At 72.1% G+C, this 21186-nt stretch carries 20 protein-coding genes; 10 read left to right on the forward strand and 10 right to left on the reverse strand.

Translation table 11 applies throughout. From position 1 onward, the window contains the following. Window positions 1–29: 29 nt before the first annotated feature. Window positions 30–2813, reverse strand: a complete 2784-nt coding sequence (locus BT364_RS24495; protein ID WP_072487391.1) for an AfsR/SARP family transcriptional regulator — start codon at window positions 2811–2813, stop codon at window positions 30–32. A gap of 199 nt (window positions 2814–3012) precedes the next feature. Here BT364_RS24495 and BT364_RS24500 point away from each other — a divergent pair, with 199 nt between their 5' ends. Beyond that, window positions 3013–3798: an SAM-dependent methyltransferase gene (locus BT364_RS24500; protein ID WP_256260196.1), complete on the forward strand. Its 786-nt coding sequence runs from the start codon at window positions 3013–3015 to the stop codon at window positions 3796–3798. Between the two features lie 86 nt (window positions 3799–3884). Further along, window positions 3885–5045, forward strand: coding sequence for a serine hydrolase domain-containing protein (locus tag BT364_RS24505; RefSeq protein WP_072487392.1), 1161 nt, complete (start codon window positions 3885–3887; stop codon window positions 5043–5045). 11 nt (window positions 5046–5056) lie between these two features. Here BT364_RS24505 and BT364_RS24510 read toward each other — a convergent pair whose 3' ends face one another. Further along, complete coding sequence (locus BT364_RS24510) at window positions 5057–5536, reverse strand: GNAT family N-acetyltransferase (RefSeq protein WP_072487393.1); 480 nt, start codon at window positions 5534–5536, stop codon at window positions 5057–5059. Between the two features lie 50 nt (window positions 5537–5586). Between BT364_RS24510 and BT364_RS24515 the strand changes: the two genes are divergently transcribed. Then, a complete protein-coding gene (locus tag BT364_RS24515) occupies window positions 5587–6402 on the forward strand; it encodes an exodeoxyribonuclease III (protein ID WP_072487394.1) in 816 nt (271 codons plus the stop codon). 97 nt (window positions 6403–6499) lie between these two features. On the opposite strand, the gene BT364_RS24520 is transcribed toward BT364_RS24515, so the two are convergent. Further along, the gene (locus BT364_RS24520) at window positions 6500–7150 is read right to left on the reverse strand and encodes a MerR family transcriptional regulator (RefSeq protein ID WP_072487395.1); all 651 of its coding nucleotides are present in this window, start codon (window positions 7148–7150) and stop codon (window positions 6500–6502) included. Between the two features lie 252 nt (window positions 7151–7402). Here BT364_RS24520 and BT364_RS24525 point away from each other — a divergent pair, with 252 nt between their 5' ends. From BT364_RS24525 to BT364_RS24540, 4 genes are all read left to right on the forward strand, one after another. After that, complete coding sequence (locus BT364_RS24525; protein WP_072487396.1) at window positions 7403–8926, forward strand: flavin-containing monooxygenase; 1524 nt, start codon at window positions 7403–7405, stop codon at window positions 8924–8926. Further along, window positions 8923–9882, forward strand: a complete 960-nt coding sequence (locus BT364_RS24530; RefSeq protein WP_072487397.1) for an alpha/beta fold hydrolase — start codon at window positions 8923–8925, stop codon at window positions 9880–9882. The genes BT364_RS24525 and BT364_RS24530 overlap by 4 nt, the downstream gene beginning before the upstream one ends. After that, entirely contained in the window at window positions 9879–10772 is an 894-nt protein-coding gene (locus BT364_RS24535) for an SDR family oxidoreductase (RefSeq protein WP_072487398.1), read from the forward strand. Before BT364_RS24530 ends, BT364_RS24535 begins: the two co-directional genes overlap by 4 nt. 84 nt (window positions 10773–10856) lie before the next feature. Beyond that, a complete protein-coding gene (locus tag BT364_RS24540) occupies window positions 10857–11099 on the forward strand; it encodes a hypothetical protein (protein WP_072487399.1) in 243 nt (80 codons plus the stop codon). Between the two features lie 117 nt (window positions 11100–11216). On the opposite strand, the gene BT364_RS24545 is transcribed toward BT364_RS24540, so the two are convergent. From BT364_RS24545 to BT364_RS24570, 5 genes are all read right to left on the reverse strand, one after another. Next, a complete protein-coding gene (locus tag BT364_RS24545) occupies window positions 11217–12209 on the reverse strand; it encodes a threonine/serine dehydratase (RefSeq protein ID WP_072487400.1) in 993 nt (330 codons plus the stop codon). Window positions 12210–12516: 307 nt separating this feature from the next. Further along, window positions 12517–12834 (reverse strand): hypothetical protein, encoded by a 318-nt coding sequence (locus BT364_RS41060; protein ID WP_143166539.1) that lies wholly within the window; start codon window positions 12832–12834, stop codon window positions 12517–12519. Between the two features lie 494 nt (window positions 12835–13328). Next, complete coding sequence (locus BT364_RS24560) at window positions 13329–14528, reverse strand: hypothetical protein (RefSeq protein ID WP_072487403.1); 1200 nt, start codon at window positions 14526–14528, stop codon at window positions 13329–13331. Window positions 14529–14561: 33 nt separating this feature from the next. Beyond that, the gene (locus BT364_RS24565; protein ID WP_072487404.1) at window positions 14562–14834 is read right to left on the reverse strand and encodes a DUF397 domain-containing protein; all 273 of its coding nucleotides are present in this window, start codon (window positions 14832–14834) and stop codon (window positions 14562–14564) included. Next, window positions 14791–15669 (reverse strand): helix-turn-helix domain-containing protein, encoded by an 879-nt coding sequence (locus tag BT364_RS24570; RefSeq protein WP_072487405.1) that lies wholly within the window; start codon window positions 15667–15669, stop codon window positions 14791–14793. The genes BT364_RS24565 and BT364_RS24570 overlap by 44 nt, the downstream gene beginning before the upstream one ends. Before the next feature lie 117 nt (window positions 15670–15786). On the opposite strand from BT364_RS24570, the gene BT364_RS24575 reads away from it, so the two are divergent. Beyond that, window positions 15787–16008, forward strand: a complete 222-nt coding sequence (locus BT364_RS24575) for a hypothetical protein (protein WP_072487406.1) — start codon at window positions 15787–15789, stop codon at window positions 16006–16008. Continuing rightward, on the forward strand, window positions 16005–16376 hold the full coding sequence (locus tag BT364_RS24580) for an ATP-binding protein (RefSeq protein WP_072487407.1): 372 nt from the start codon (window positions 16005–16007) through the stop codon (window positions 16374–16376). Before BT364_RS24575 ends, BT364_RS24580 begins: the two co-directional genes overlap by 4 nt. A gap of 10 nt (window positions 16377–16386) precedes the next feature. Here BT364_RS24580 and BT364_RS24585 read toward each other — a convergent pair whose 3' ends face one another. Beyond that, the gene (locus BT364_RS24585) at window positions 16387–19677 is read right to left on the reverse strand and encodes a S41 family peptidase (protein WP_072487408.1); all 3291 of its coding nucleotides are present in this window, start codon (window positions 19675–19677) and stop codon (window positions 16387–16389) included. A gap of 192 nt (window positions 19678–19869) precedes the next feature. Between BT364_RS24585 and BT364_RS24590 the strand changes: the two genes are divergently transcribed. Further along, entirely contained in the window at window positions 19870–20442 is a 573-nt protein-coding gene (locus tag BT364_RS24590) for a TetR/AcrR family transcriptional regulator (protein WP_072487409.1), read from the forward strand. A 289-nt stretch (window positions 20443–20731) separates the two neighbouring features. On the opposite strand, the gene BT364_RS24595 is transcribed toward BT364_RS24590, so the two are convergent. Beyond that, window positions 20732–21094, reverse strand: coding sequence for an SsgA family sporulation/cell division regulator (locus tag BT364_RS24595; RefSeq protein ID WP_072487410.1), 363 nt, complete (start codon window positions 21092–21094; stop codon window positions 20732–20734). Between the last annotated feature and the right edge of the window lie 92 nt (window positions 21095–21186).

Consider the following 21186-nt stretch of genomic DNA (forward strand, 5'->3'; position numbering starts at 1 on the left):
CAATCCCGTGCACCATGCGGCCCATCCGGTCAGGGAGACAGAACGGACCGGTCGTCGCCCTCCGGCGGCGCCGGGAGGTCCACCGGCCGCACCAGGGCCTCCAGTTGGGACCTGGCGCGGTCCACGCCCTCCTGGAAGCCCTGGCTCGCGGCCTCCGCGAGCGCCCGGCGGACACAGCTCTCCGCCGCGTCCCGCTCGCCCAGCGCGAGCAGTGCCTCGCCCCGGCTCAGCCGCAGCGAGGCCTTGCGCAGTACGCCCAGACCCGCCGTCGCCCCGTGGTCGTCGAGCGCCAGCGCGTACGCCGTGCAGCGCTCCGCCGCCGCGATGTCGCCCCGGGCCAGGAGCTGGTGCGTCCGGTGCTGGAGCGCGAGGAGTTCGGTGAGTACGTCTTCTGCCTCGCGGGCGAGCCGGACCGCGCGGGTGACATGGTGCAGCGAGGTGCCGGTGATCCCGTCCGTGTCCAGTGCGACCGCCAGGTTGACCAGGGCGATCGCCTCGCTCGACGGGTCGTGCGCGCGGGCCGCGAGGGCGGGCGCGAGCTCCAGCTGGACGAGCGCCTCGGACAGCCGTCCCTCCCGGGTCAGCACCCAGCCCAGCAGCGCCCGCACCCGGGACTCCGCGTCCGGGTCGGCGAGCCGCCGGCTCGCCTCCAGAGCCTGTTCGAGCAGCGGCGCCCAGCCGTCCCGGACGCTCCACACCACATACGGCCACTGCAGCACGGCCAGGCGCCAGGCCCGGTCGTCGTGGCCCGCCGCGCGGGCGGCGGTGACCGCGGCGGCCAGGTTCTCGCGCTCCGCCGCGTACCACCGCAGGGCGGCGTCCCGGTCGGCGAACTTCCGGGCCGGGGCGTCGGCGGGGGCCTCTTGGGGCAGTGTGCAGCAGGGCTTCTCGCCCGGTTCGGCGGCGAGGGACGCGGCGAGCGCGGTGGCCGTGTAGCTGTCCAGCAGCCGCAGCAGCGCCCCTTCGTCGGTGCCGAGCCCACGTGCGTACAGCCGGACCAGATCGTGCATGGAGTAGCGGCCGGGGGCGCACTCGGTCACCAGATGGGCCCCCGCGAGCCGGTCCAGCGCCTCGGCCGCCACGGCGGGATCGCGGCCGAGCAGCGCGGCGGCGGCGTACCGCTCCAGATCCGGTCCGGGCACCACCCCGAGCAGGGCGAAGAGCCGCACCGCCTCCGGCGGCAGCCCCTGTACCGTGATGCGCAGCGCCGCCGCGACCCCCGACTCCTCCGCGTCGTCGAGCGAGAGCAGGGCCAACCGCCGCTGTTCGTCCGCGAGTTCGGCCGCCAGGTCGGCGAGCCGCCAGTGCGGTCTGGCCGCCAGCTGCGCCGCCGTGATGCGCAGCGCGAGGGGCAGGCCGTCGCAGAGCCGGGCGAGCCGGTCCGCCGCCTCGGGCTCGGCCGCCACCCGCTCCTCGCCGACCGCCGCGGCGAGCAGTTCGGTGGCGGGTACGGGGCCGAGGACGTCGAGCGGCACCGGCCGGGCCAGCTCCTCGACGATCAGCCCGCTGAGCCGGATGCGCGAGGTGACCAGGACGGCCGAGCCGGTCCCGGACGGCAGCAGCGAGCGGACCTGGTCGGCGCCGCGCGCGTTGTCGAGGACGACCAGGAGCGCGCGCTCCCCGGTCAGCTCGCGGTACAGGGCGGCGCCCGCCGCCGCGGAGTCGGGGAGATCGCGCGTCGGCACCCCCAGCGCGAGCAGGAACTCCCGTACCGTCTCGGCCGGTTCGACCCGTACGCCGCCGAAGCCTCGCAGATCGGCGAAGAGCGTGCCGTCCGGGTAGCGGGCCTGCCTGCTGTGCGCCCACTGGAGCGCGAGCGCGGTCTTGCCCACCCCGGCGGGGCCGGTCACCAGCGCGACGGCCCCGGCCCCGGCGATCCGGTCCAGCGCGGCCAGCTCCGTGTCCCGGCCCAGGAATCCCCGCACCCCGCGCGGCAGCAGTCGCGGCGCCGGCCCGGCCGCTGCGGGGGACCGCCCGGCCTCCCCGCAGGGCGCGTCCGGCCCCGGCACGGGAGCGGGCCCGGTCCCCGGCGCGGGCAGCAGGTCCACCGGACCGCCACCGGCCGCACCCACGGGTTCGCCGCGCAGGATCTTCTCGTAGGCACCGCGCAGCCCCGGCCCCGGATCGACGCCCAGTTCGTCGGCGAGCAGACAGCGGACGCGGTGGTACCGGTCGAGCGCGTCCGACCGGCGCCCCGCCCGGTACAGCGCCAGGACCAACGCCTCGGCCAGCGACTCGCGCAGCGGGTGCGCCGCCGCCTCCGCCTGGAGCACCGCCGCCGCACCGGCATGGTCTCCGAGCCGCTCGTAGGCGCCCGCCAGGCTCTCCACCACGTCCAGCCGGGCCTCCTCCAGCGTCTGCGCGGCGGCCCGCAGCGCGGCGCTCGGGACGGTGCCGTCGAGCGCCGGGCCGTGCCACAGCGCGAGCGCCTCACCGAGGACGGCCACCGCGTCGGCGGGCCGCTGCCGGGACCTGCCGCGCCGGGCGAGCCGCTCGAAGCGGTACGTGTCGAGCAGCGTCCGGGGCACCTCGAACACGTACGACGGGCCCCGGGTCATCAGGCTCACCCCGTGCTCCCCGGCACCGGCCGAGGCCAGCAGGGCCCGCAGCCGCGACACATGCCCCTGAACGACCGTACGTGCGTGGGCGGGTGGCCCTTCGTCCCAGAGCGCGTCGATCAACTGCTCCACCGGAACGGCAGAGTTGGCCTTGAGGAGCAGCGCGGCGAGCACACTGCGCCGCTTGGTGGGGCCCAGCTGGAGCTCTCCCGACCCGGTGGCAGCGCCCACCCTGCCGAGCAACCGGAAATCCATCGGCGCCTCCCCATCGATGCGAGAACGCTCAGCGTCAGGGCCGCCGGGTCGCGCCCGGAGGCCGTACCCCGGACCGACGATCTTACGATCCCTGCCGGTGCCCCCGGGAGCCGCGTCGCCTACGCTGGGCGTGTTCGCACGCTCGTGGATTCTCCGCGATTCCACGCTCATGGATTCTCCGTACCGCGAGGAGCGCCCCGTGCCTGTCGACCTGCCCGAGCCCCGGATCGACACCAGTAAGCCCCACCCCGCGCGCGTCTACGACTGGCTGCTGGGTGGCAAGGACAACTATCCGGTCGACCAGCAGGTGGCGGAGAAGCTGCCCGAGGAGGCACGGGGCAACGCCGCACGGAACCGGGCCTTCATGCACCGGGCCTCCGCCTGGCTGGCCCGCAGCGGCGTCGATCAGTTCCTCGACATCGGCACCGGCATCCCCACCGAGCCCAATCTGCACCACGTCGTCCAGGAGATCACCCCGTCCGCCCGGATCGTCTACGCGGACAACGACCCGATCGTGCTGCGGCACGCGGAGGCGCTGCTGGTCAGCAGGCCGGAAGGGATCACCGACTACATCCACGCGGATGTGCGCCGGCCCGAGGTGATCCTCGAACACGCCCGTGAACTGCTCGACTTCGACCGGCCCATCGCGCTCTCCCTCATCGCGCTGATGCACTTCCTGCCGGACGACGAGGACCCGTACGGCCTCACCCGCACCCTGGTCGACGCGCTGCCCCCGGGCAGCTTCCTGGTGCTCTCGCACGGCACGGCCGACCAGCACCCGGAGCTGAAGCAGGAGACCGAGACCGCGTACAAGAAGGGGGCGATCCCGCTGCGGATGCGCACCCGGAGCGAGGTCGAGCCCTTCTTCGACGGGCTGGACCTCGTCGAACCGGGACTGGTCTTCGCCACCGAGTGGTACCGCGAGGAGCCCGCGCCGGTGCGGGAGCGCAGCGGCTTCTACGTGGGCGTCGGCCGGGTGCGCTGAGCCGTCGGGGGCGCGCGTCCGGGGCCGATGGGTCCGGGGCGGTGCGGCAGTCCGTCTTCCGAGCGCACGAGCGAGAAGGTGGACCGATGAGCAATCTGCACGATCTCCTGGAGAGACGAGTCGGCGGCGGATCGGCGCCGGGGGCCGTGGGCCTGGTGGCCCGTGGCGACCGGGTCGAGGTGGCGGCGGTCGGCTCCGCCGACGCGGGCGGTACGGTCCCGATGGCCCGGGACTCGATCTTCCGCATCGCCTCGATGACCAAGCCGGTCACCGCCGCGGCGACCATGATGCTGGTCGAGGAGGGCCGGATCGCGCTGGACGAGCCGGTGCGGCAGTGGCTGCCGGAGCTGGCAGCGCCGATGGTGGTCCGTACACCGGCCTCCCCGGCCGACGACGTGGTGCCCGCCGACAAGGTCATCACCGTGGCCGACCTGCTCACCTTCCGGGCCGGGTACGGCTTCCCGTCGGACTTCTCGCTGCCCGCGGTCCGGCTGCTGTTCAGCGAGCTGAAGCAGGGAACGCTGCAGCCCCGGGCCATTGAGGCGCCGGACGCGTGGATGGCCACGCTGTCCCGTATCCCGCTGCTCCACCAGCCGGGCGAGGAGTGGCTGTACAACACCTGCTCGGACATCCTCGGGGTGCTGATCGCCCGGGTCTCGGACCGGCCGCTGCCCGAGTTCCTGGCGGAGCGGCTGTTCGTGCCGCTGGGCATGGCCGACACCGGATTCGCCGTGCCGGCCTCCAAGGCCGGCCGGTTCACCAGCTACTACCGCACCGCCCTGGACGGCGGCCTCCAGCTGGTCGACGCCCCGGACGGGCAGTGGAGCAGCGTCCCCGCGTTCCCGTCCGGCACCGGCGGGCTGGTCTCGACCGCCGACGACTGGTACGCCTTCGCCCGGATGCTGCTCGCGGAGGGGAACCCGGAAGGGAGCCCCGGCGGGCGCCGGCTGCTGTCCGCCGAATCGGTGCGGCTGATGACCACCGACCATCTGACGCGGGCACAGCGAGCCCACAGCACGCTGTTCCTGGAGGGCCAGGGCTGGGGCTACGGCGGTTCGGTCGACGTCGAGGCCATCGAGCCGTGGAACGTACCGGGACGCTACGGCTGGGTGGGCGGCACGGGAACGGCGGGGCATCTCACGCCCGCCACCGGCGCGGTCTCCATCCTGCTGACCCAGCTGGAGATGGCCGGACCGACGCCGCCCGCGCTGATGCGGGAGTTCTGGCGGTACGCGGCCGGCGCCTGAGGCGCCGGCCGCTACCGCAGCGGCTTCGCGAAGCAGCGGCTGCTCTCGTACATGCGGTAGTGGCCGAACTTCTCGCACGGGGCGTAGCCGCTGGATTCGTACAGCGCGATCGCCTCGGGCTGCTTGTCCCCGGTCTCCAGCACCATGCGGACCCGGCCCGCCGCCCGCGCGTCGGCCTCCAGGGCGGCCAGGATGCGGCGGGCCAGTCCGTTGCCGCGGCCCTCGGGTATCACGAACATCCGCTTGAGCTCGGCGTCGCCGTCCGAGTAGCCCTCGTCGTTCCGGTCCTGGGTGCGCCAGCCGCCGGTGGCGACGGGGCGGTCCTGCGCGTCGTAGGCGAGCAGATACAGCCCGTGCGGCGGCTCGAACATCGAGGGGTCGAGCGGTGTGACATCGCCCTCGTCCCCGTACCGCTCGGCGTATTCGAGCTGCACCTGGTCGTTGAGTTCGACGGCGTCGGGGTGGTCGAAGGGCCGAGGGTGGATATTCATGCGGGAAATGGTACATGTATGCGGACACGGGGTGTCGGTATCGTGCCGGAATGCTCACTGTGACCAGCGTCAATGTAAACGGGCTCCGTGCCGCCGCCAAGAAGGGCTTCGTCGAGTGGCTGGCCCGGACCGAAGCCGATGTGATCTGCCTCCAGGAAGTGCGGGCCGAGCCTCAGCAGCTGCCCGAGGAGGTGCGCGATCCGGAGGGCTGGCACACCGTGCACGCGCCGGCCGCCGCCAAGGGGCGGGCCGGGGTCTCCCTCTACTCGCGGCGTGCGCCGGAGCGCGTGCAGATCGGGTTCGGCGGCTTCGGGGACGCGGGGAGCGAGGAGTTCGACGCGAGCGGGCGGTACGTCGAGATCGACCTGCCGGGTGTCACGGTCGCGAGCCTGTATCTGCCCTCAGGTGAGGTGGGGACCGAGAAGCAGGACGAGAAGGAGCGGTTCATGGCCGCGTTCCTCCCGTATCTGAAGGGCCTGAAGAAGCGGGCCGCGGCCGAGGGCCGCGAGGTGGTGGTCTGCGGCGACTGGAACATCGCCCACCGGGAGGCCGACCTGAAGAACTGGAAGGCCAACAAGAAGAACTCCGGCTTCCTCCCCGAGGAGCGGGAGTGGCTGACCCGGGTCTTCGGTGAGGCCGAGTACGTCGATGTCGTACGGGCGCTGCACCCCGATGAGGAGGGGCCGTACTCGTGGTGGTCCTACCGCGGGCGGGCCTTCGACAATGACACCGGCTGGCGCATCGACTACCAGGTGGCGACGCCGGGGCTGGCCGGGCGCGCGGTGAAGGGCTGGGTCGAGCGGGCCGCGACGCATGCCGAGCGGTGGAGCGACCATGCACCGGTGACGGTGGTCTTCGAACAGTAGAGCGTGCGAACGGGGGGAGTGGGGGGCGGCCGGGGCCGGGCAGGATCCCGGCGTGCGATCGAGAGTGCCGGCCCGGTGGCCGTCGTGCGACCGCCCGTCAGGAGGCGGGGCTGCGCGGCGGGCCGTCGGTGTTCTCGCGGCGCAGGCGGCGGTCCAGGGCCATGGAGAGCTCGGCGTCCACCACCGCGCGGGCCAGCGGCCGGAGTTGGGGCGGGTCGGTCTCGTCGCTGTGGCTCTCCAGGACGCCCGCGAAGATTTCGGCGAGCGCGTCGGCGTGCTCGCGGACGCGGCGGCCGGTCTCCAGCACGGTCGCGAGCGGCACCCCTTCCTTCACCAGCTGGGACGAGACCTCCAGCAGGCGGCGGCTGATGTGGACGATCTCGTCGCCGTCGGTGGCGAGATAGCCCAGGTCGAGGGCGGCGGCCAGATTCTCCGCGCTGGTCTCGCCCTCGAAGTAGTCCGCGAGCTGCTCGGGCGTGAGGCGGACCGGGGTCTCCTCGGTCGGCTCGCCCAGCCCCAGCACCTCGGCGACGTCGCGGCCGCTCTCGAAGGTGCGGGCGAGATCGGCGATGCCGGTGAGGGTGTGCCCGCGCTCCAGCAGGCCGGTGATGGTGCGCAGCCGGGCCAGATGGTGGTCGTCGTACCAGGCGATGCGCCCCTCGCGGCGGGGCGGCGAGATCAGTCCGCGCTCCCGGTAGAAACGCACGGTCCGCACGGGGATGCCGGCCTCCTTGGCCAGCTCCTCCATGCGGTATTCGCGGTGCTCGCGTCCGTCAGCCACCCCCGCACCCTACCGGCCTCCCCCGTGGCGGGGAGCGGGCTCCCGACGCCCTGCGACGCCGCCCGCCGTCCGCTCTCCGTCGCGGGGGAGGCCGCATGTTGTACCGCCGGTAACTTTCCCTCGCCGTACCCCTACCCATCGGTACGGAGCTGTTCTAGTCTCCCAACAATGCCAGTGATTGCTGGCATAGTCGTGTGACGTATCGCGGGAGGCGGCAGCATGGCCCAGCACGAGCACGTACGAGTGGCGGTGATCGGATCCGGATTCGGGGGCCTCGGCGCCGCCGTCCGGCTGCGCCGCGAAGGCATCACGGACTTCGTCGTCCTGGAGCGGGCCGACTCCGTCGGAGGCACCTGGCGCGACAACAGCTATCCCGGCTGCGCCTGCGACGTACCGTCCCACCTCTACTCGTTCTCCTTCGCGCCCAACCCCGAGTGGCCGCGCACCTTCTCCGGGCAGGAGCACATCCGCGCCTACCTGGAGCATGTCGCGGACACCTTCGGACTGCGCCCGCACCTTCGGCTGGGCCATGAAGTGACGTTGATGCGCTGGGACCGCGAGGAGCTCCGCTGGGCCATCGAGACGGCCGACGGGGCTTCCTTCACCGCCGACTTCGTCGTCTCCGCGACCGGTCCGCTCTCCGACCCGAAGACGCCGGACATCCCCGGTCTCGCCGACTTCCCCGGCAAGGTCTTCCACTCGGCCCGCTGGGACCACGACGCCGATCTGACCGGTAAGCGCGTCGCCGTGATCGGCACCGGCGCCTCCGCCATCCAGATCGTGCCCGCGATCCAGCCGAAGGTCGCCGGCCTGGCGCTCTTCCAGCGCACCCCGCCCTGGGTCATGCCGCGCATGGACCGGAAGATCAGCGGCGCCGAGCGCCGGCTGCACCGCGCCCTGCCCGTCACCGGCGCCGCGCGCCGCGGACTGCTCTGGGGCATACGGGAGTTGCAGGTCAGCGCCTTCACCAAGCACCCGGGCGAGCTCGGTCTGGTCGAGAGGATAGCCAAGGCCAACATGGCGAAGGCCATCAAGGACCCCGCGCTGCGGGCCAAGCTGACCCCCTCGTACCGCATCGGCTGCAAGCGCATCCTGCTCTCCAGCACCTACTATCCGGCGCTCGCCGAGCCCAATGTGGACGTGATCACCTCCGGCCTGGCCGAGGTGCGCGGCTCCACGCTCGTCGCCTCCGACGGTACGGAGACCGAGGTCGACGCGATCATCTTCGGCACCGGCTTCCATGTCACCGACATGCCGATCGCCGAGCGCGTGGTGGGTGCGGAGGGCATCACGCTCGCCGAGTCCTGGAAGGACGGCATGCAGGCGCTGCGCGGTGCCAGCGCCGCCGGCTTCCCCAACTTCATGACGGTCATCGGCCCCAACACCGGGCTCGGGAACTCCTCGATGGTCCTGATGATCGAGTCCCAGCTGAACTACATGGCCGACTACCTGCGCCAGCTGAACGTGCTGGGCGGACGCGTCGCACTCGACGCGCGCACCTCGGCGGTCGGCGCCTGGGACCGCCGCATCCAGGCACGGATGAAGCGCACCGTGTGGAACACCGGCGGCTGCAACAGCTGGTACCTGGACGCCAACGGGCGCAACACCACCGTCTGGCCGGGCACCACCGCCGAGTTCCGCAAGGTCACGCGGTCGGTCGACCTCTCGGAGTACGAGGTCGTACGGATCCCGAAGCGGGCCGCCGCCCCGGCGAAGGCCGTCGCCGAGGAGGTCGTGGGATGAGCCGGCTGCTGCGGCGCGACGGCGCCCTGCCGGTCCCCGCGCGCGAGCTGATCGCGCGCTCCGCCGACGGCGCCCGGATCCATGTCGAGGTGCACGGGCGGGACGATGCCCCCGCGGTGGTCCTCTCGCACGGCTGGACGTGCAGCACCCACTTCTGGGCCGCGCAGGTCCGGGACCTCGCGGTGGACCACCGGGTCGTCGTCTACGACCAGCGGGGCCACGGCCGTTCGCCCGCCGTGGGCCGCGGGGGATACAGCACCGAGGCCCTCGCCGACGACCTCGAAGCGGTGCTGGCCGCCACCCTCGCACCGGGGGAGAAGGCCGTGGTCGCCGGGCACTCCATGGGCGGCATGACGATCATGGCCGCCTCGCGGCGGGCCGGGCTGCGCGAGCACGCGGCGGCCGTACTGCTGTGCAGCACCGGCAGTTCGCGGCTGGCCGCCGAGTCGCTGGTGGTGCCGGGGCCGGCCGGGGCCGTCCGGACCGGGATGACCCGCGCGATCCTCCGTGCGAAGGCCCCGCTCGGACCGGTCACACCGGTTTCCCGGCGGATACTCAAGTACGCGACGATGGGAGCGGGCTCCGCCCCCGACCGGGTGGACGCCTGCGCCCGGATCGTGCACGCCTGCCCGCGCGGCGCCCGGGCACCCTGGGGGCATGTCCTCGCGGAGCTCGATCTCGGCGCGGGCGTACGGGAGTTGAGGGTGCCCACGGCGGTGATCGCGGGTACGGAGGACCGGATGACGCCGCCCGTGCACGCTCGCGCCCTCGCGGCGGCGCTGCCCGACTGCCTGGGGCTCACCGAGCTGACGGGCATGGGCCACATGACGCCGGTGGAGGCACCGGAGGCGGTCACGGCGAAGATCCGGGAGCTCGTCACCGGGTACCTCCCGGCGGGCGACACGGGCGCGGACGCAGGCACGGACGGTACGGCCGAGAAGGAGGAGGTCGCATGAGCGACAGGCGGAGTCTCGAAGGACAGGTCGTCGTCGTCACGGGCGCGGCACGTGGCGTGGGCGAACTGCTGGCCCGCAAGCTCTCGGCGCGCGGCGCGACGCTCGCGCTGGTCGGCCTGGAGCCGGACGAACTGAAGAAGGTCTCCGAGCGGCTGCACTCGGAGAGCGACCACTGGTTCGCGGACGTCACCGACCACGAGGCGATGGTGCGGGTCGCCCAGGAGGTCAAGGAGCGGTTCGGGAAGATCGACATCGTCGTCGCCAACGCCGGGGTCGCCTCCGGCGGGCCGTTCGTCGACTCGGACCCCGAGGCGTGGCGGCGGGTCATCGAGGTCAATCTGATCGGCGGCGCGGTCACCGGGCGGGCCTTCCTGCCGGTGCTCATGGAAAGCCGCGGCTACTTCCTCCAGATCGCCTCGCTCGCGGCGATGACACCGGCGCCGATGATGACCGCGTACTGCGCGTCCAAGTCGGGCGTGGAGGCCTTCGCGCACAGCCTGCGGGCCGAGGTCGCCCACCGGGGTGTGAAGGTCGGGGTCGGCTATCTGTCCTGGACCGACACGGACATGGTGCGCGGCGCCGACCAGGACGACGTGATGCGGGAGCTGCGCCGGCGGCTGCCCTGGCCGGCGAACCGCACCTATCCGCTGGGTCCCGCCGTCGACCGGATCGTGGCGGGCATCGAGCGCCGGTCCCCGCATGTGTACGCGCAGTGGTGGCTGCGCGGGATGCAGCCTGTGCGCGGCTGCCTGCCCTCGCTGATAGGGGTCGTCGGACAGCGGGAGGTCCGCAGGTTCGGGTCGCGACTGGACGGCGTGAGCAAGGGTCTCGTCGGCGCCGGGGGCGCCGCCGATCAGGCGGCGAGGGCGGTGACTACGCAGCGTAAGTGATCGACATGCGGTGGGTGCCGGGGCCTGCGACGCTGATCGAGGTCCTCACGGACCGCCCCCAAGCACCCACTAGGAGTGAACAGCATGGGTATCGCAGACCAGTTCAAGGACAAGGCGCAGGAGCTCGCCGACCAGGCGAAGAAGAAGGCCGGCGAGGGCCGCAGCCAAGGCCAGGAGCGGACGCGCACCGAGGGCCAGGAGCGGACGCGCACCGAGGGCCGGGAGCGGACGCAGAACGAGTCCGAGCGGGCCTCGAAGACGTCGCAGCAGGGCCGTGACAAGGCCCGGGGCACCGCGGACGAGCTCCGCGAGCGCCGCGAGCGCTGACGGGCCGATCGCGACACTGCGCGTTGCCTGTGAGGGGGCGCGCCCGGATCTCCGGGCGCGCCCCTTTCGCACGGCGCGGGCCGAGGCTCTCTGCGGTCCCGGTCCCGGTTCCTGGCCTCAGTCCTCGGCCGCCGGGTGCGCCAGGTCGCCCGGGTCGGTGTTCGCCCCGCACAGCACGACGGCGATCCGCTCGCCGTCGCGAGGCCGGTAGCCGCCGTCCGGCGCCGTGAGCGCGGCGAGCGCGGTGGAGGCGGCGTGTTCGACGGCGATGCGGCGGTGGTCCCACAGCGCCTGGCGGGCGCGGACGATCTCGTCGTCCGGCACCAGGACGGAGTGGACGTCGTTCTCGCGGGCGGCGCGCAGGGCCAGGGCGGTGGCCCGCCGGGCGCCGAGGGCGTCGATGGCGACCGAGTCGACGGGGACATCGACAGGGCGGCCGGCCTCGATGGCGGCGTTCAGCGCCCGGCAGTTCTCCGGCTCGACGGCGACCGTGCGGATTCCGTGGTGCCGGGCGGCGGTGGCGACGCCGGCGAACAGGCCGCCGCCGCCGACCGAGACCACCACGGTGTCCAGGCCGGGGATCTGTGCGTGGATCTCCTCCATCAGGGTGCCGGCCCCGGCGGCGATCAGCGGGTGGTCGTAGGCGTGCGCGGCGAGCGCGCCGGACGAGGCGGCGAATTCCTCGCACGCTTCGAGGGCCTCGGCGTACTCCGCGCCGACCAGCCGCACGTCCGCCCCGTAGCCGCGCAGCTTGGCGACCTTCACCGCCGGGGCGACGCTCGGCAGGAACACCGTGGCCCGTACGCCCTGCTGCTGGGCGGCCCACGCGCAGGCCAGCCCGGCGTTGCCGCCGGAGGCGATGGTCACCCCCGCGTCCGGCAGGGTGCCCGCCTCGCGGTGGGCCTGGATGAAGTTCTGCGCGCCACGCGCCTTGAAGGAGCCGGTGTGCTGCATGTACTCCAGCGCGAACCAGAGCTCGTAGGGCTGCTCGGGCCGCTCGTCGGGTGCGACGGTGACCGGGCGGATGTGCCCGGCGGTCCGGTCGGTGGCGGCCTTGATGTCGTCGTACCCGAGGTCGTTGCCGAACAGGTCCGTGTCCCGGTCGCCCATGTCTTCTCACTTCCGTGGTCGCTGAATCAGCCAGCTTATGCAGTGGCCGGTTCGGTAGCGGGTCCGGCTCTGCCCGATGCCGCTCGCGTCCCACCGTCCCACCGTCCCTGCACCGGCTGGGCTGTTGCGTCTTCGGCCTTGCCGTCGGTGCCCTGCCCGCCGCCGAGGCCGGCTCGGTCCTGGACGCCCTGTGCGACAACCTGCGCTCCATCGAGGACTTCACCGATGTCCACGCCGCCGCCGACCTCTTCCGCGTGATCTGATCCGGGCGCCGCAGACGGCCCTGCCGCCGTAGACCTCGTCCGCCTCAGTTCTCAGAAGAGCCCTTCTCGGGCACACCAATTGGCAAAGCCGTGTCCGGGACGAACTGGCGCCAGTGGCACTGCCGCGGCCCTACGAGCAGGCCATCCTGAAGCTCTACCGCAACGAAGCGATCACTGCCGACCGAGCCCTGGGGCTGCTTCGCGGCAATTGTGGGGTCTCCGCAGGGTCCCCACGCGGTCTTCATCGTGGTCGCCGCGATGATGTCCGCCGAGCCGGAACCCGAGTTCCAGGTGTCGGGAGCCGAAACCCGGGAGCCGAGAGCCGGGTTTCGCGCTTCGAGCGTCGGGGAGGGCTTGTTCACTCTTTTGTGGGTACGCGGAGAGGTCCGGGGCCGGGTCTTGAGCTTCGGGCTTCGGGGGCCGGGACGCGGGTTTCGGGATTCGAGCGATGTCGTACAACCGGTGGGTAAAAGAAGGGGGTTGGGGAAACCTCCCCACCCTCCCCGCCCCGTCACGGCCAGCAAGTATGACTAATCGTGGCCGACTTGCGGCGCGGAGTCGCGGCTGCTTACGGTGCCAAACGTAGCGACCCCGACGCAGTGTTAGCGCACTGGCCGGGGTCTGACCCCAAGATCGAAGTAGGCGATCCCGTGGCTGTTTCAAACCTTAGCCCTGCCCTGCGAACGTCCGCATCCTCGCGCGCCCACCCGAAGGCCAGGCCCGGCTACGGAAAGCGATCCGTGCCGGAGCAACATGCGCCCCGCGAGAGCGATTTCGCAATGCTGCCCGAGCGTCCGCGACGGCCTGTGCAAGCCCTGCCGCCGACCCGACCCGGCCTGACCCGCCCGGCCCGGCGTCACGGAGGCCCGGAACCGAGCAGCGTGAAGGCTCCGTACACCCCCGACGCGAGCGCCGCCACGCCCACGACCACCGCCGGAACCATCCTTCGCCGGGCGCCCGCCAACGCCACCGCAGCCGGTAGCAGCAACGGAAACGCGGGCATCATCAGCCGGGGCCTGGAGCCGAAGTAGCCGGACCCGATCAGCGAGATCACGACCACCACGACGCAGTAGACGATCACGGGCAACGGTTGGCGAGGCCGTTGCCGTACGCACAGCCACACCACCCAGAAGAGGAAGGCGAAGGCCGCGCACAGTCCGAGTCCCGCGAAGACGTTGTGGCCGAACTGTTCCACCACGAAGGCGGCCAGCGCCGCCCCTCCGTCGATCCGGTTGTTCCAGTCCGCCTGGACATCGAAGTACGCGAACGGGTTCCCCTCCCGCACGGCCACGAAGACGATGTACGACAGCCAGCCCAGCGGCGCCAGACAGGCACCCACCACCATCCGTCGGTGTGTCCGGAGCGGTTCGCCTCCGCGCCATGCGGTGAACAGCCGCCATATCGCCGTGACGCCGATCGCCGCGATCAGCGCGGCCGCGACCGGCCGGGTGAGTCCGGCGCCGACGCACAGCACCCCCGCTGTGATCCACCTGTCGGTCAGAACGGCGTACAGTGCCCAGGCCGCCAGCGCCGTGAACAACGTCTCGGTGTACGCCATGGACTGCACGAACGCCGTCGGGTACGCCCCCCAGAGCACGGCCAGCAGTATTCCCGCCCGGCGCCCGTACAGCCGCGCACCCACGGCGAAGATGCCACCGGCGGCAGCGAGTGAGGCGAGCCAGGAGATCAACAGGCCCGCGCCGGCCACGCCGAGGGGCGGGAACAGGACGGACAGTCCCCGCTCCAGCGCGGGCAGGAGCGGGAAGAAGGCCAGATCGGAGTGGAAGGTGCCGTCCGGGAGCCGGACCCCGTAGCCGTATCCGTGCTCGGCGATCCGCTGGTACCAGACCGAGTCCCAGCGGCCTGTCAGCCGGTGCATTCCGTCCTTGCCGGTGACGGAGGCGGTGATCAGGAGGATCGCGACGCCGGTGAGCCGTACGGCGGCGTAGCCCAGCAGTGCGGGCGCGGCGTAGCGGAGTGAATCCGTCAGCGAACGGGACGCGGAACCTGGCCGCGGGGCGGCCCATGAGGGGGGAACGGCCTTGGTCTCGGGCATGCTCGAAAGTATGCCCGGGGCGCTGCGGCGGGGTCAGGACGCCTTGACGGCTTCGATGAACGGCGTCCAGGCGGACGCGGGGACGACGAGCACGGGTCCTTCGGGACGCTTGGAGTCGCGGACGGGGATGACGCCGGGGTGTCCGTCCGCGACTTCGAGGCAATTGCCGCCGCTCCCGTTGCTGTGGCTGCTCTTGCGCCAGGTGGCGAACCCCTCGGCGACTTCGACGCAGTTGCCTCCGGAGGAGTTGCTGTGGCTGCTCCTACGCCAGATCGCGGCGCTCAAGTCGATTTGGGTGCGCACCATTTCGGTATTCCTCTGCCGCTTCTTCGATCATGGCTAGGGACGCCTCCGGCGGCAAGGCGGCGGCCCTCAGGAGATCGTACGACCTCCGATACTGCTTCACGAGGCCCGGATCGTCGACGGTAATTCCGTGATGCTGGCCCTCCGTGTAGGCCAGCGGGGGAGCATCCGCGAAGTCCAGAATCAGGGCGTTGCCCAGCATGAGAGCGTGCGCTCCTGTGTTCCACGGAAGGATCTGCGTAAAGATGCGGCCGCGTCGGGTAAGGGCGGCGACGTGTTCCAACTGCTCGGCCATCTGCTGCGGCGGCAGGATCGGCAGGCGCAGCAGGGACTCGCTCAGGATGGTCCAGTACTGCGGGGTCCGGTGGCTCCGCTCGAAGAGCCGTGCCCGTGCCAGCCGCGCGTTGACCTTCACCTCGGTCTCTTCCTGGAGCTCCGGGAGCCGCTCGGCGCGGATTACGGCCTCCGCGTACGGCCTCGTCTGGAGCAGACCGGGGAAGACTGTCGGAGACCACTCTTCGATGGTCTCGGCACGCTTCTCCGCGTCCAGCACGCGCTCGAAATACTCCGCGTGCCCCTTGCGTCGGGCCTTCCGCACGTCCTCGCACCGCCGCTGGAAGAACCCGTCCGTCTTCAGTACCCGGTCCACATGCTGGGCCAGGTCGAGGGGCATCCGCCGGTGACCGTGCTCGATCTCGCTCAGGTACGTGATGCCGTAGAAGCTGCCGTCCACCAGCTTCTCCAGGGTCAGGCCCGCCTCTTCCCGCTTGAAGCGGAGTTCCTTGCCGTAGAACTGCGGGACGCCCGCCGAGCCGTCGATCTCCTTGCGTGTGGCCACTGTTGACCGCCTTTCGCGCTGTGCGTTGTGGAGCGGGAAGTCCTTTCACGGTAGAGGCCCATGCGGCAGCGTGTGAGGTGTTCGTCACAGTCAGCAACGAAAGGTGCACGCCCCCTCATGGACGACACGTACGACTTCACCGCCCACGACATCGGCCCGGACATCGACGCGCTGCGCGCCGCGCTCGCCGCGCACGGCATCACGCTGCCGACGCTCGGTGTCGACCCGCTGACCCTTGCCGCACGGACGACCCGGCCGCCGCTGGTCGCGCTCGGGAACTGCAATGTGGCGACCGTGCGCCGGATGGCCGAGGTGCTGCGTTCGGCGGCCGGGGGATGACTCCGCTGCCGTTCACGGTGGATCTGCTCGCCGTGCCGAAGGCCGTACCGGAGATGCGGCACACCCTGCGGGAGCGGTGCGTTGGTGCGGATTCGCCGGATCTGCTGCTCTGCGTCAGCGAGTTGCTGACCAATGTGATCGTCCACCTCGGCGAGGGGACACCGGTCACGCTCCGGATCAGCGGTACGCGTACCGGCAGGGTCCGGGTCGAGCTGAGCGATCCCGAGCCGTGCGCCTGGCCGACGCTCCGCACCGCCGGTCCCGGCGACGAGTCGGGGCGGGGACTGTCGCTCGTGGACGCGTTGGCGTTGCGGTGGGGCGTCGACCAAGGGCCGTACGGGAAGACGGTGTGGTGCGAGCTGCGTTGAGCGGTTCCGGCTAGCGCGGCGGCAAGGGCGGCCGTCGCCGGTCCGGGACGTCGTCGTACGTCGGTGGGGCCGCCGCGGGCTGGGCGGCCAGCAGGTCCAGGGCCACCCGTACCGCGTCGTCCAGCACCGCGTACCGGCCCTCCGCCCAGTCGAGGGGGGTGCGCAGCGTCTCCAGGTCCGGTTCGACGCCGTGGTTCTCGATCGACCAGCCGTAGGTGTCGAACCAGGCCGCGTTCATCGGCACCGTGATCACCGTGCCGTCGCCGAGCCTGGTCCGGCCGGTCATGCCGACGACGCCGCCCCAGGTCCGCTGGCCCACGACCGGGCCGAGCTTCAGCAGGCGGAAGGCGGCGGTGATCATGTCGCCGTCGGAGGAGGTCGCCTCGTCGGCCAGGGCGACCACGGGGCCGCGCGGGGCGTTGGAGGCGTAACTGACCGGCTGGGCGTTGCGGGTCAGGTCCCAGCCGAGGATGGTGCGGGTCAGTTTCTCCACCACCAGCTCGCTGATGTGGCCGCCCGCGTTGCCGCGCACGTCGACGATGAGGGCCGGCCGGGACACCTCCATGCGCAGGTCCCGGTTGAACTGGGCCCAGCCCGATCCGCCCATGTCGGGGATGTGCAGATAGCCGCACTTGCCGCCGCTCAACTCCCGTACGACTTCCCGGCGTTTGGCCACCCAGTCCTGGTAGCGCAGCGGCCTCTCGTCGACCAGGGGGACGACGGCGACGCGGCGGGGGAGGCTCCCGCCCCCGGCCGGGCGGAAGGTCAGCTCGACGGTGGTGCCGCCCGCCGCGGTGAGGAGGGGATACGGGCCGGCGACCGGGTCGACCGGGCGTCCGTCCACGTGGGTGAGGACCGCGCCCTCCCGGATGCCCGTACCGGCCAGCGGGGAGCGGGCCTTGGAGTCGGAGGAGTCGCCGGGCAGGATGCGCCGGATCGTCCAGTCGCCGTCCCGGCACACCAGGTTCGCGCCGAGCAGGCCGATCGCCCGCTGGTAGTGCGGCGGGCCCTCGTTGCGGCGGGCCGGGGTCACGTACGCGTGCGAGGTGCCCAGTTCGCCCAGGACCTCGCGCATCAGGTCGGCGAACTCGTCGGGGGAGGCGACCCGTTCGACCAGCGGGCGGTACTGGTCGAGCACGGCCGTCCAGTCGATGCCGCACATGTCCGGGTCCCAGAAGTAGGAGCGGATGATGCGGCCGCCCTCCTCGTACGCCTGCCGCCACTCCGCCGCCGGGTCGACCTCGTGCAGGATGCGGCGCAGGTCGAGGTAGACCGTCGAGTCGCTGTCGCCGACCTCGGTGGCGGGGACGGCGCGCAGCTCGCCCTCGTCCATGACGACCAGCCGGGTCGCGTCGCCGCTGACCGCGAACCAGTCGAGGTGGCCGACCAGTTCGGTCCTCCTGGCCTTGGTGATGTTGAAGTGTTCGAGGGTGGGGCGGCCCGACATGTCCGCCGGGTTGGCGAAGGTCTCGCCGAGCGCGCCGGAGATCGGCCAGCGCAGCCAGACCAGCCCGCCGCCGCTCACCGGGTGCAGCGCCGAGTACTTCGACGCGGAGACCGGGAAGGGCGTCACCCGGTTCTCCAGGCCCTCGAACTCGACGGTGACCGTCGACGGACCCTCGCCCGTACCGGCCTCGGGGATGTCGTCGGCCGGGTCGAGCCCGCCCGCCGCCGGGCGCCCCTCCGGGGACAGGGCGAACGGGGAGGGGGTGGCGGACGAGAGCGGCACCAGGTACGGGCGGCAGCCCAGGGGGAAGGAGAGGTCGCCGGTGTGGACGTCGTACACCGGGTCGAAGCCGCGCCAGGAGAGGAAGGCGAGATAGCGTCCGTCGCCCGTGAAGACGGGGTTCTCGTCCTCGAAGCGGCCATTGGTGACATCGACGATCACGGGCGCGCCGGTGCCCAGGATGCGGGCCAGCTTGATCTGGCGCAGCGAGCGGCCGATGCCGGGGTGCGACCAGGTCAGCCAGGCGCCGTCCGGGGAGAACGCCAGGTCGCGGACCGGGCCGTTGATGGAGCGGATCAGCTCGGTGGGTTCGCCGGTGGAGGTCTCCTCGTCGGTGTCCAGGAGCAGCAGCCGCCCGTCGTTCGTCGAGACGGCGAGGCGCTCGCCGTCCGGGTCGGCGATCAGCTCGTGCACCCGGCCGAGCTGCCCGGAGGCCAGCCGGCGCGGCTCGCGGTCGCCGCTGGCGCGCGGCAGGTAGGCGATCTCGATCGCGTCCTCGCCGTCGGCGTCCGTGACGTAGGCGACCTGGCCGCCGCTGCCGAGCATCTCGGGCAGCCGGACCCGGACCCCGGGGGTGTCGGCGATGGTCCGGGCGGGGCCGTCGCGGTGGGTGAGCCAGTACAGGCTGCCGCGTACGGTGACCGCGCTGGCCCGGCCCGTCTCGTCCACGGAGAGCGAGTCGACGTTGCTGGCGGCCGGGACCTGGTGGATGCGCCGTCCGGTGCGCGGCCCGCCGAGCCGCACCTCCAGCTTCCGGGGCGCCGCGTCCGGCGAGGCCAGGTCGTCGACCAGCCACAGGTCGCCCGCGCACTGGTAGACGATCCGGTGCCCGTCGCTGGAGGCGTGCCGGGCGTAGAAGGCGTCGTGGTCGGTGTGGCGGCGCAGATCGGTGCCGTCGGGCCGGCAGGAATAGAGATTGCCGACGCCCTCGTGGTCGGAGAGGAACGCGATCCGGCCGCCCACGAACATCGGTGAGGCGAGATGGCCGCCGATGTCCGGCAGCAGCCGCTTGCCGTGCAGCCAGAGCCGGCCGGTCGCGCCGCCCCGGTACCGCTTCCAGGCGGCCGGTTCGTGCGGGGGCGTGCCGGTGAGGAGCAGGGTGCGCCGCTCGCCGTCGATGTCGGCGACCGCGATGTCGGAGACCGGGCCCCAGGGCAGCTTGCCGCCGGGGCTGCCGTCGGTGGGGACGCTGTAGGCCCAGGAGACGTGCGAGAACGGCTGGTTGTGCGAGGACACGGCGAGGATGTGGGAGGCGTCCGGGGGGTCGGGGGTCCAGCCGCAGACCCGGGTGTCCGTCGAGCCCCAGTAGGTGAGCCGGCGGGCCGGGCCGCCGTCGACCGGTGCGAGATGGATCTCGGGGTCGAGCGTGCGCCAGGTCGTGTACGCGATCCGGCTGCCGTCGGGGGAGAAGCGCGGGTGGCTGACCCGGGTCCGGTCGACGGTCAGCCTCCAGGCGCGGCCGGGCCGCTCCCCCTCGGGCGCGAGGGGGGCGACCCAGAGGTCGTCCTCGGCCGCGAAGCAGAGCAGGTCGTCGTGGAGGTGCGGGAAACGGAGATACGCGACGTCGTCACTCACCCTTCAATGCTTTCCGCGCGGAAGGGCCCCGGCAACTCGTGGTGCGGGACCAGTTGTGGTGCGGAACACAAGCGAAACGATTTCGTTTCGCTGGACGGGCGGGGTGAGCGTCGATGTGTACGAAACAGTTTCGTTCGATTGACTGGCGTACGAGCAACGGAAGTACGATCACCCGAAACAGGAGGTCGAGACATGGCACGCACCCGGCTCACGCCCGAGCGCGAGAGCGAGCTGTACGCCGCCGTGCTCGACCTGCTCGGCGAGGTCGGCTACGACGCCCTGACCATGGACGCCGTCGCCGCTCGCGCCCGTTCCAGCAAGGCCACCCTCTACCGCCAGTGGGGGAGCAAGCCCGAGCTGGTCGTCAAGGCCCTGCGGCACAACAAGCCGGTGTCCCTCGCGGAGATCGACACCGGGTCGCTGCGCGGCGACTTCCACGCCGCGCTGAGTCGTACCGACGACTGCCAGATGGAGAAGAACTCCGCGCTGATGCGGGGTCTGAGCCATGCCGTCCACAACAATCCCGATCTGCTCCAGGCCCTGCGCGAACTGCTGATCGAGCCGGAAGTGACCGGTCTCGACACGCTGCTGCGCCGAGCCGTGGATCGGGGTGAACTGCGTCCGGACCAACCGGCGCTGAAATATGTACCGCACATGCTGGTCGGCGCCTTCGCCGCTCGGCAGCTCGTCGAGGACCGCGCCGTCGATCAGGCGTTCCTCGCCGACTACGTCGACTCCGTGATGCTTCCCGCGCTCGGAGTCTGACCCCCGGTCCCCTTCGCGCGATCCGTCCCCTTCGTACGGCCCCCTCCCCAAGCCCCACCTGACACGCCGCTCTCGTCGTCGGGCTGGTTCCTCACGCCCTTCTTCCACCCACGACCTGACGCTCCGGGGCCGCGTCCGAGCGGAGCGCGGCCCCGGACGTGCCGGTTACCTGTGGGGATGGGGGACCGGGCCCATGAGGAAGCCCCGTGCGAGCGGCACGGGGCTTCTGTCATGCGGGTACGGGAACGTCACGCGGGGCCGATCGAGTGGGCCGATCGGGTGGGGCCGATCACGCGGGCGTCACGTCGGGCGCGGGTCCGGCGCCCTCGTCGGTGTGCGTGCGGTGCAGAAAGCGGATCAGCGGTGCGCTGTCGAACTGCACCACCTCCACGCCCTCCTTCGAATGGACCTCCACGACCAGCTGCGTCCGCCCGCAGGGCCAGACGCGGACGCCGCCGCGCTCGGTGGGGGCGTGCAGCCCGCCCTCCAGCAGATCGCGGCCGAACGTCCATTCGTCGCCGCCGGGGAAGGCGACGTGGACGGCGCGCGGGTCCTCGTCGGCGTCGTACAGCAGGTCGACCGGGACGGCCGGGAGGTCGGGGGTGTCGTTGACGAGCCAGGCATCTGCCTGTTCATGGATCACGGGGGGCATGGAACGACTCCTCCTGTGCGTACTGCTTCGCCATCCAATGTCCCATATTTTCCGCAAACGATGCGATCGGCAGTTGTGACGCAGTCGCTCTT

It is taken from the genome of Streptomyces atratus (assembly GCF_900119365.1).
Taxonomy (GTDB): Bacteria; Actinomycetota; Actinomycetes; order Streptomycetales; family Streptomycetaceae; genus Streptomyces; species Streptomyces atratus_B.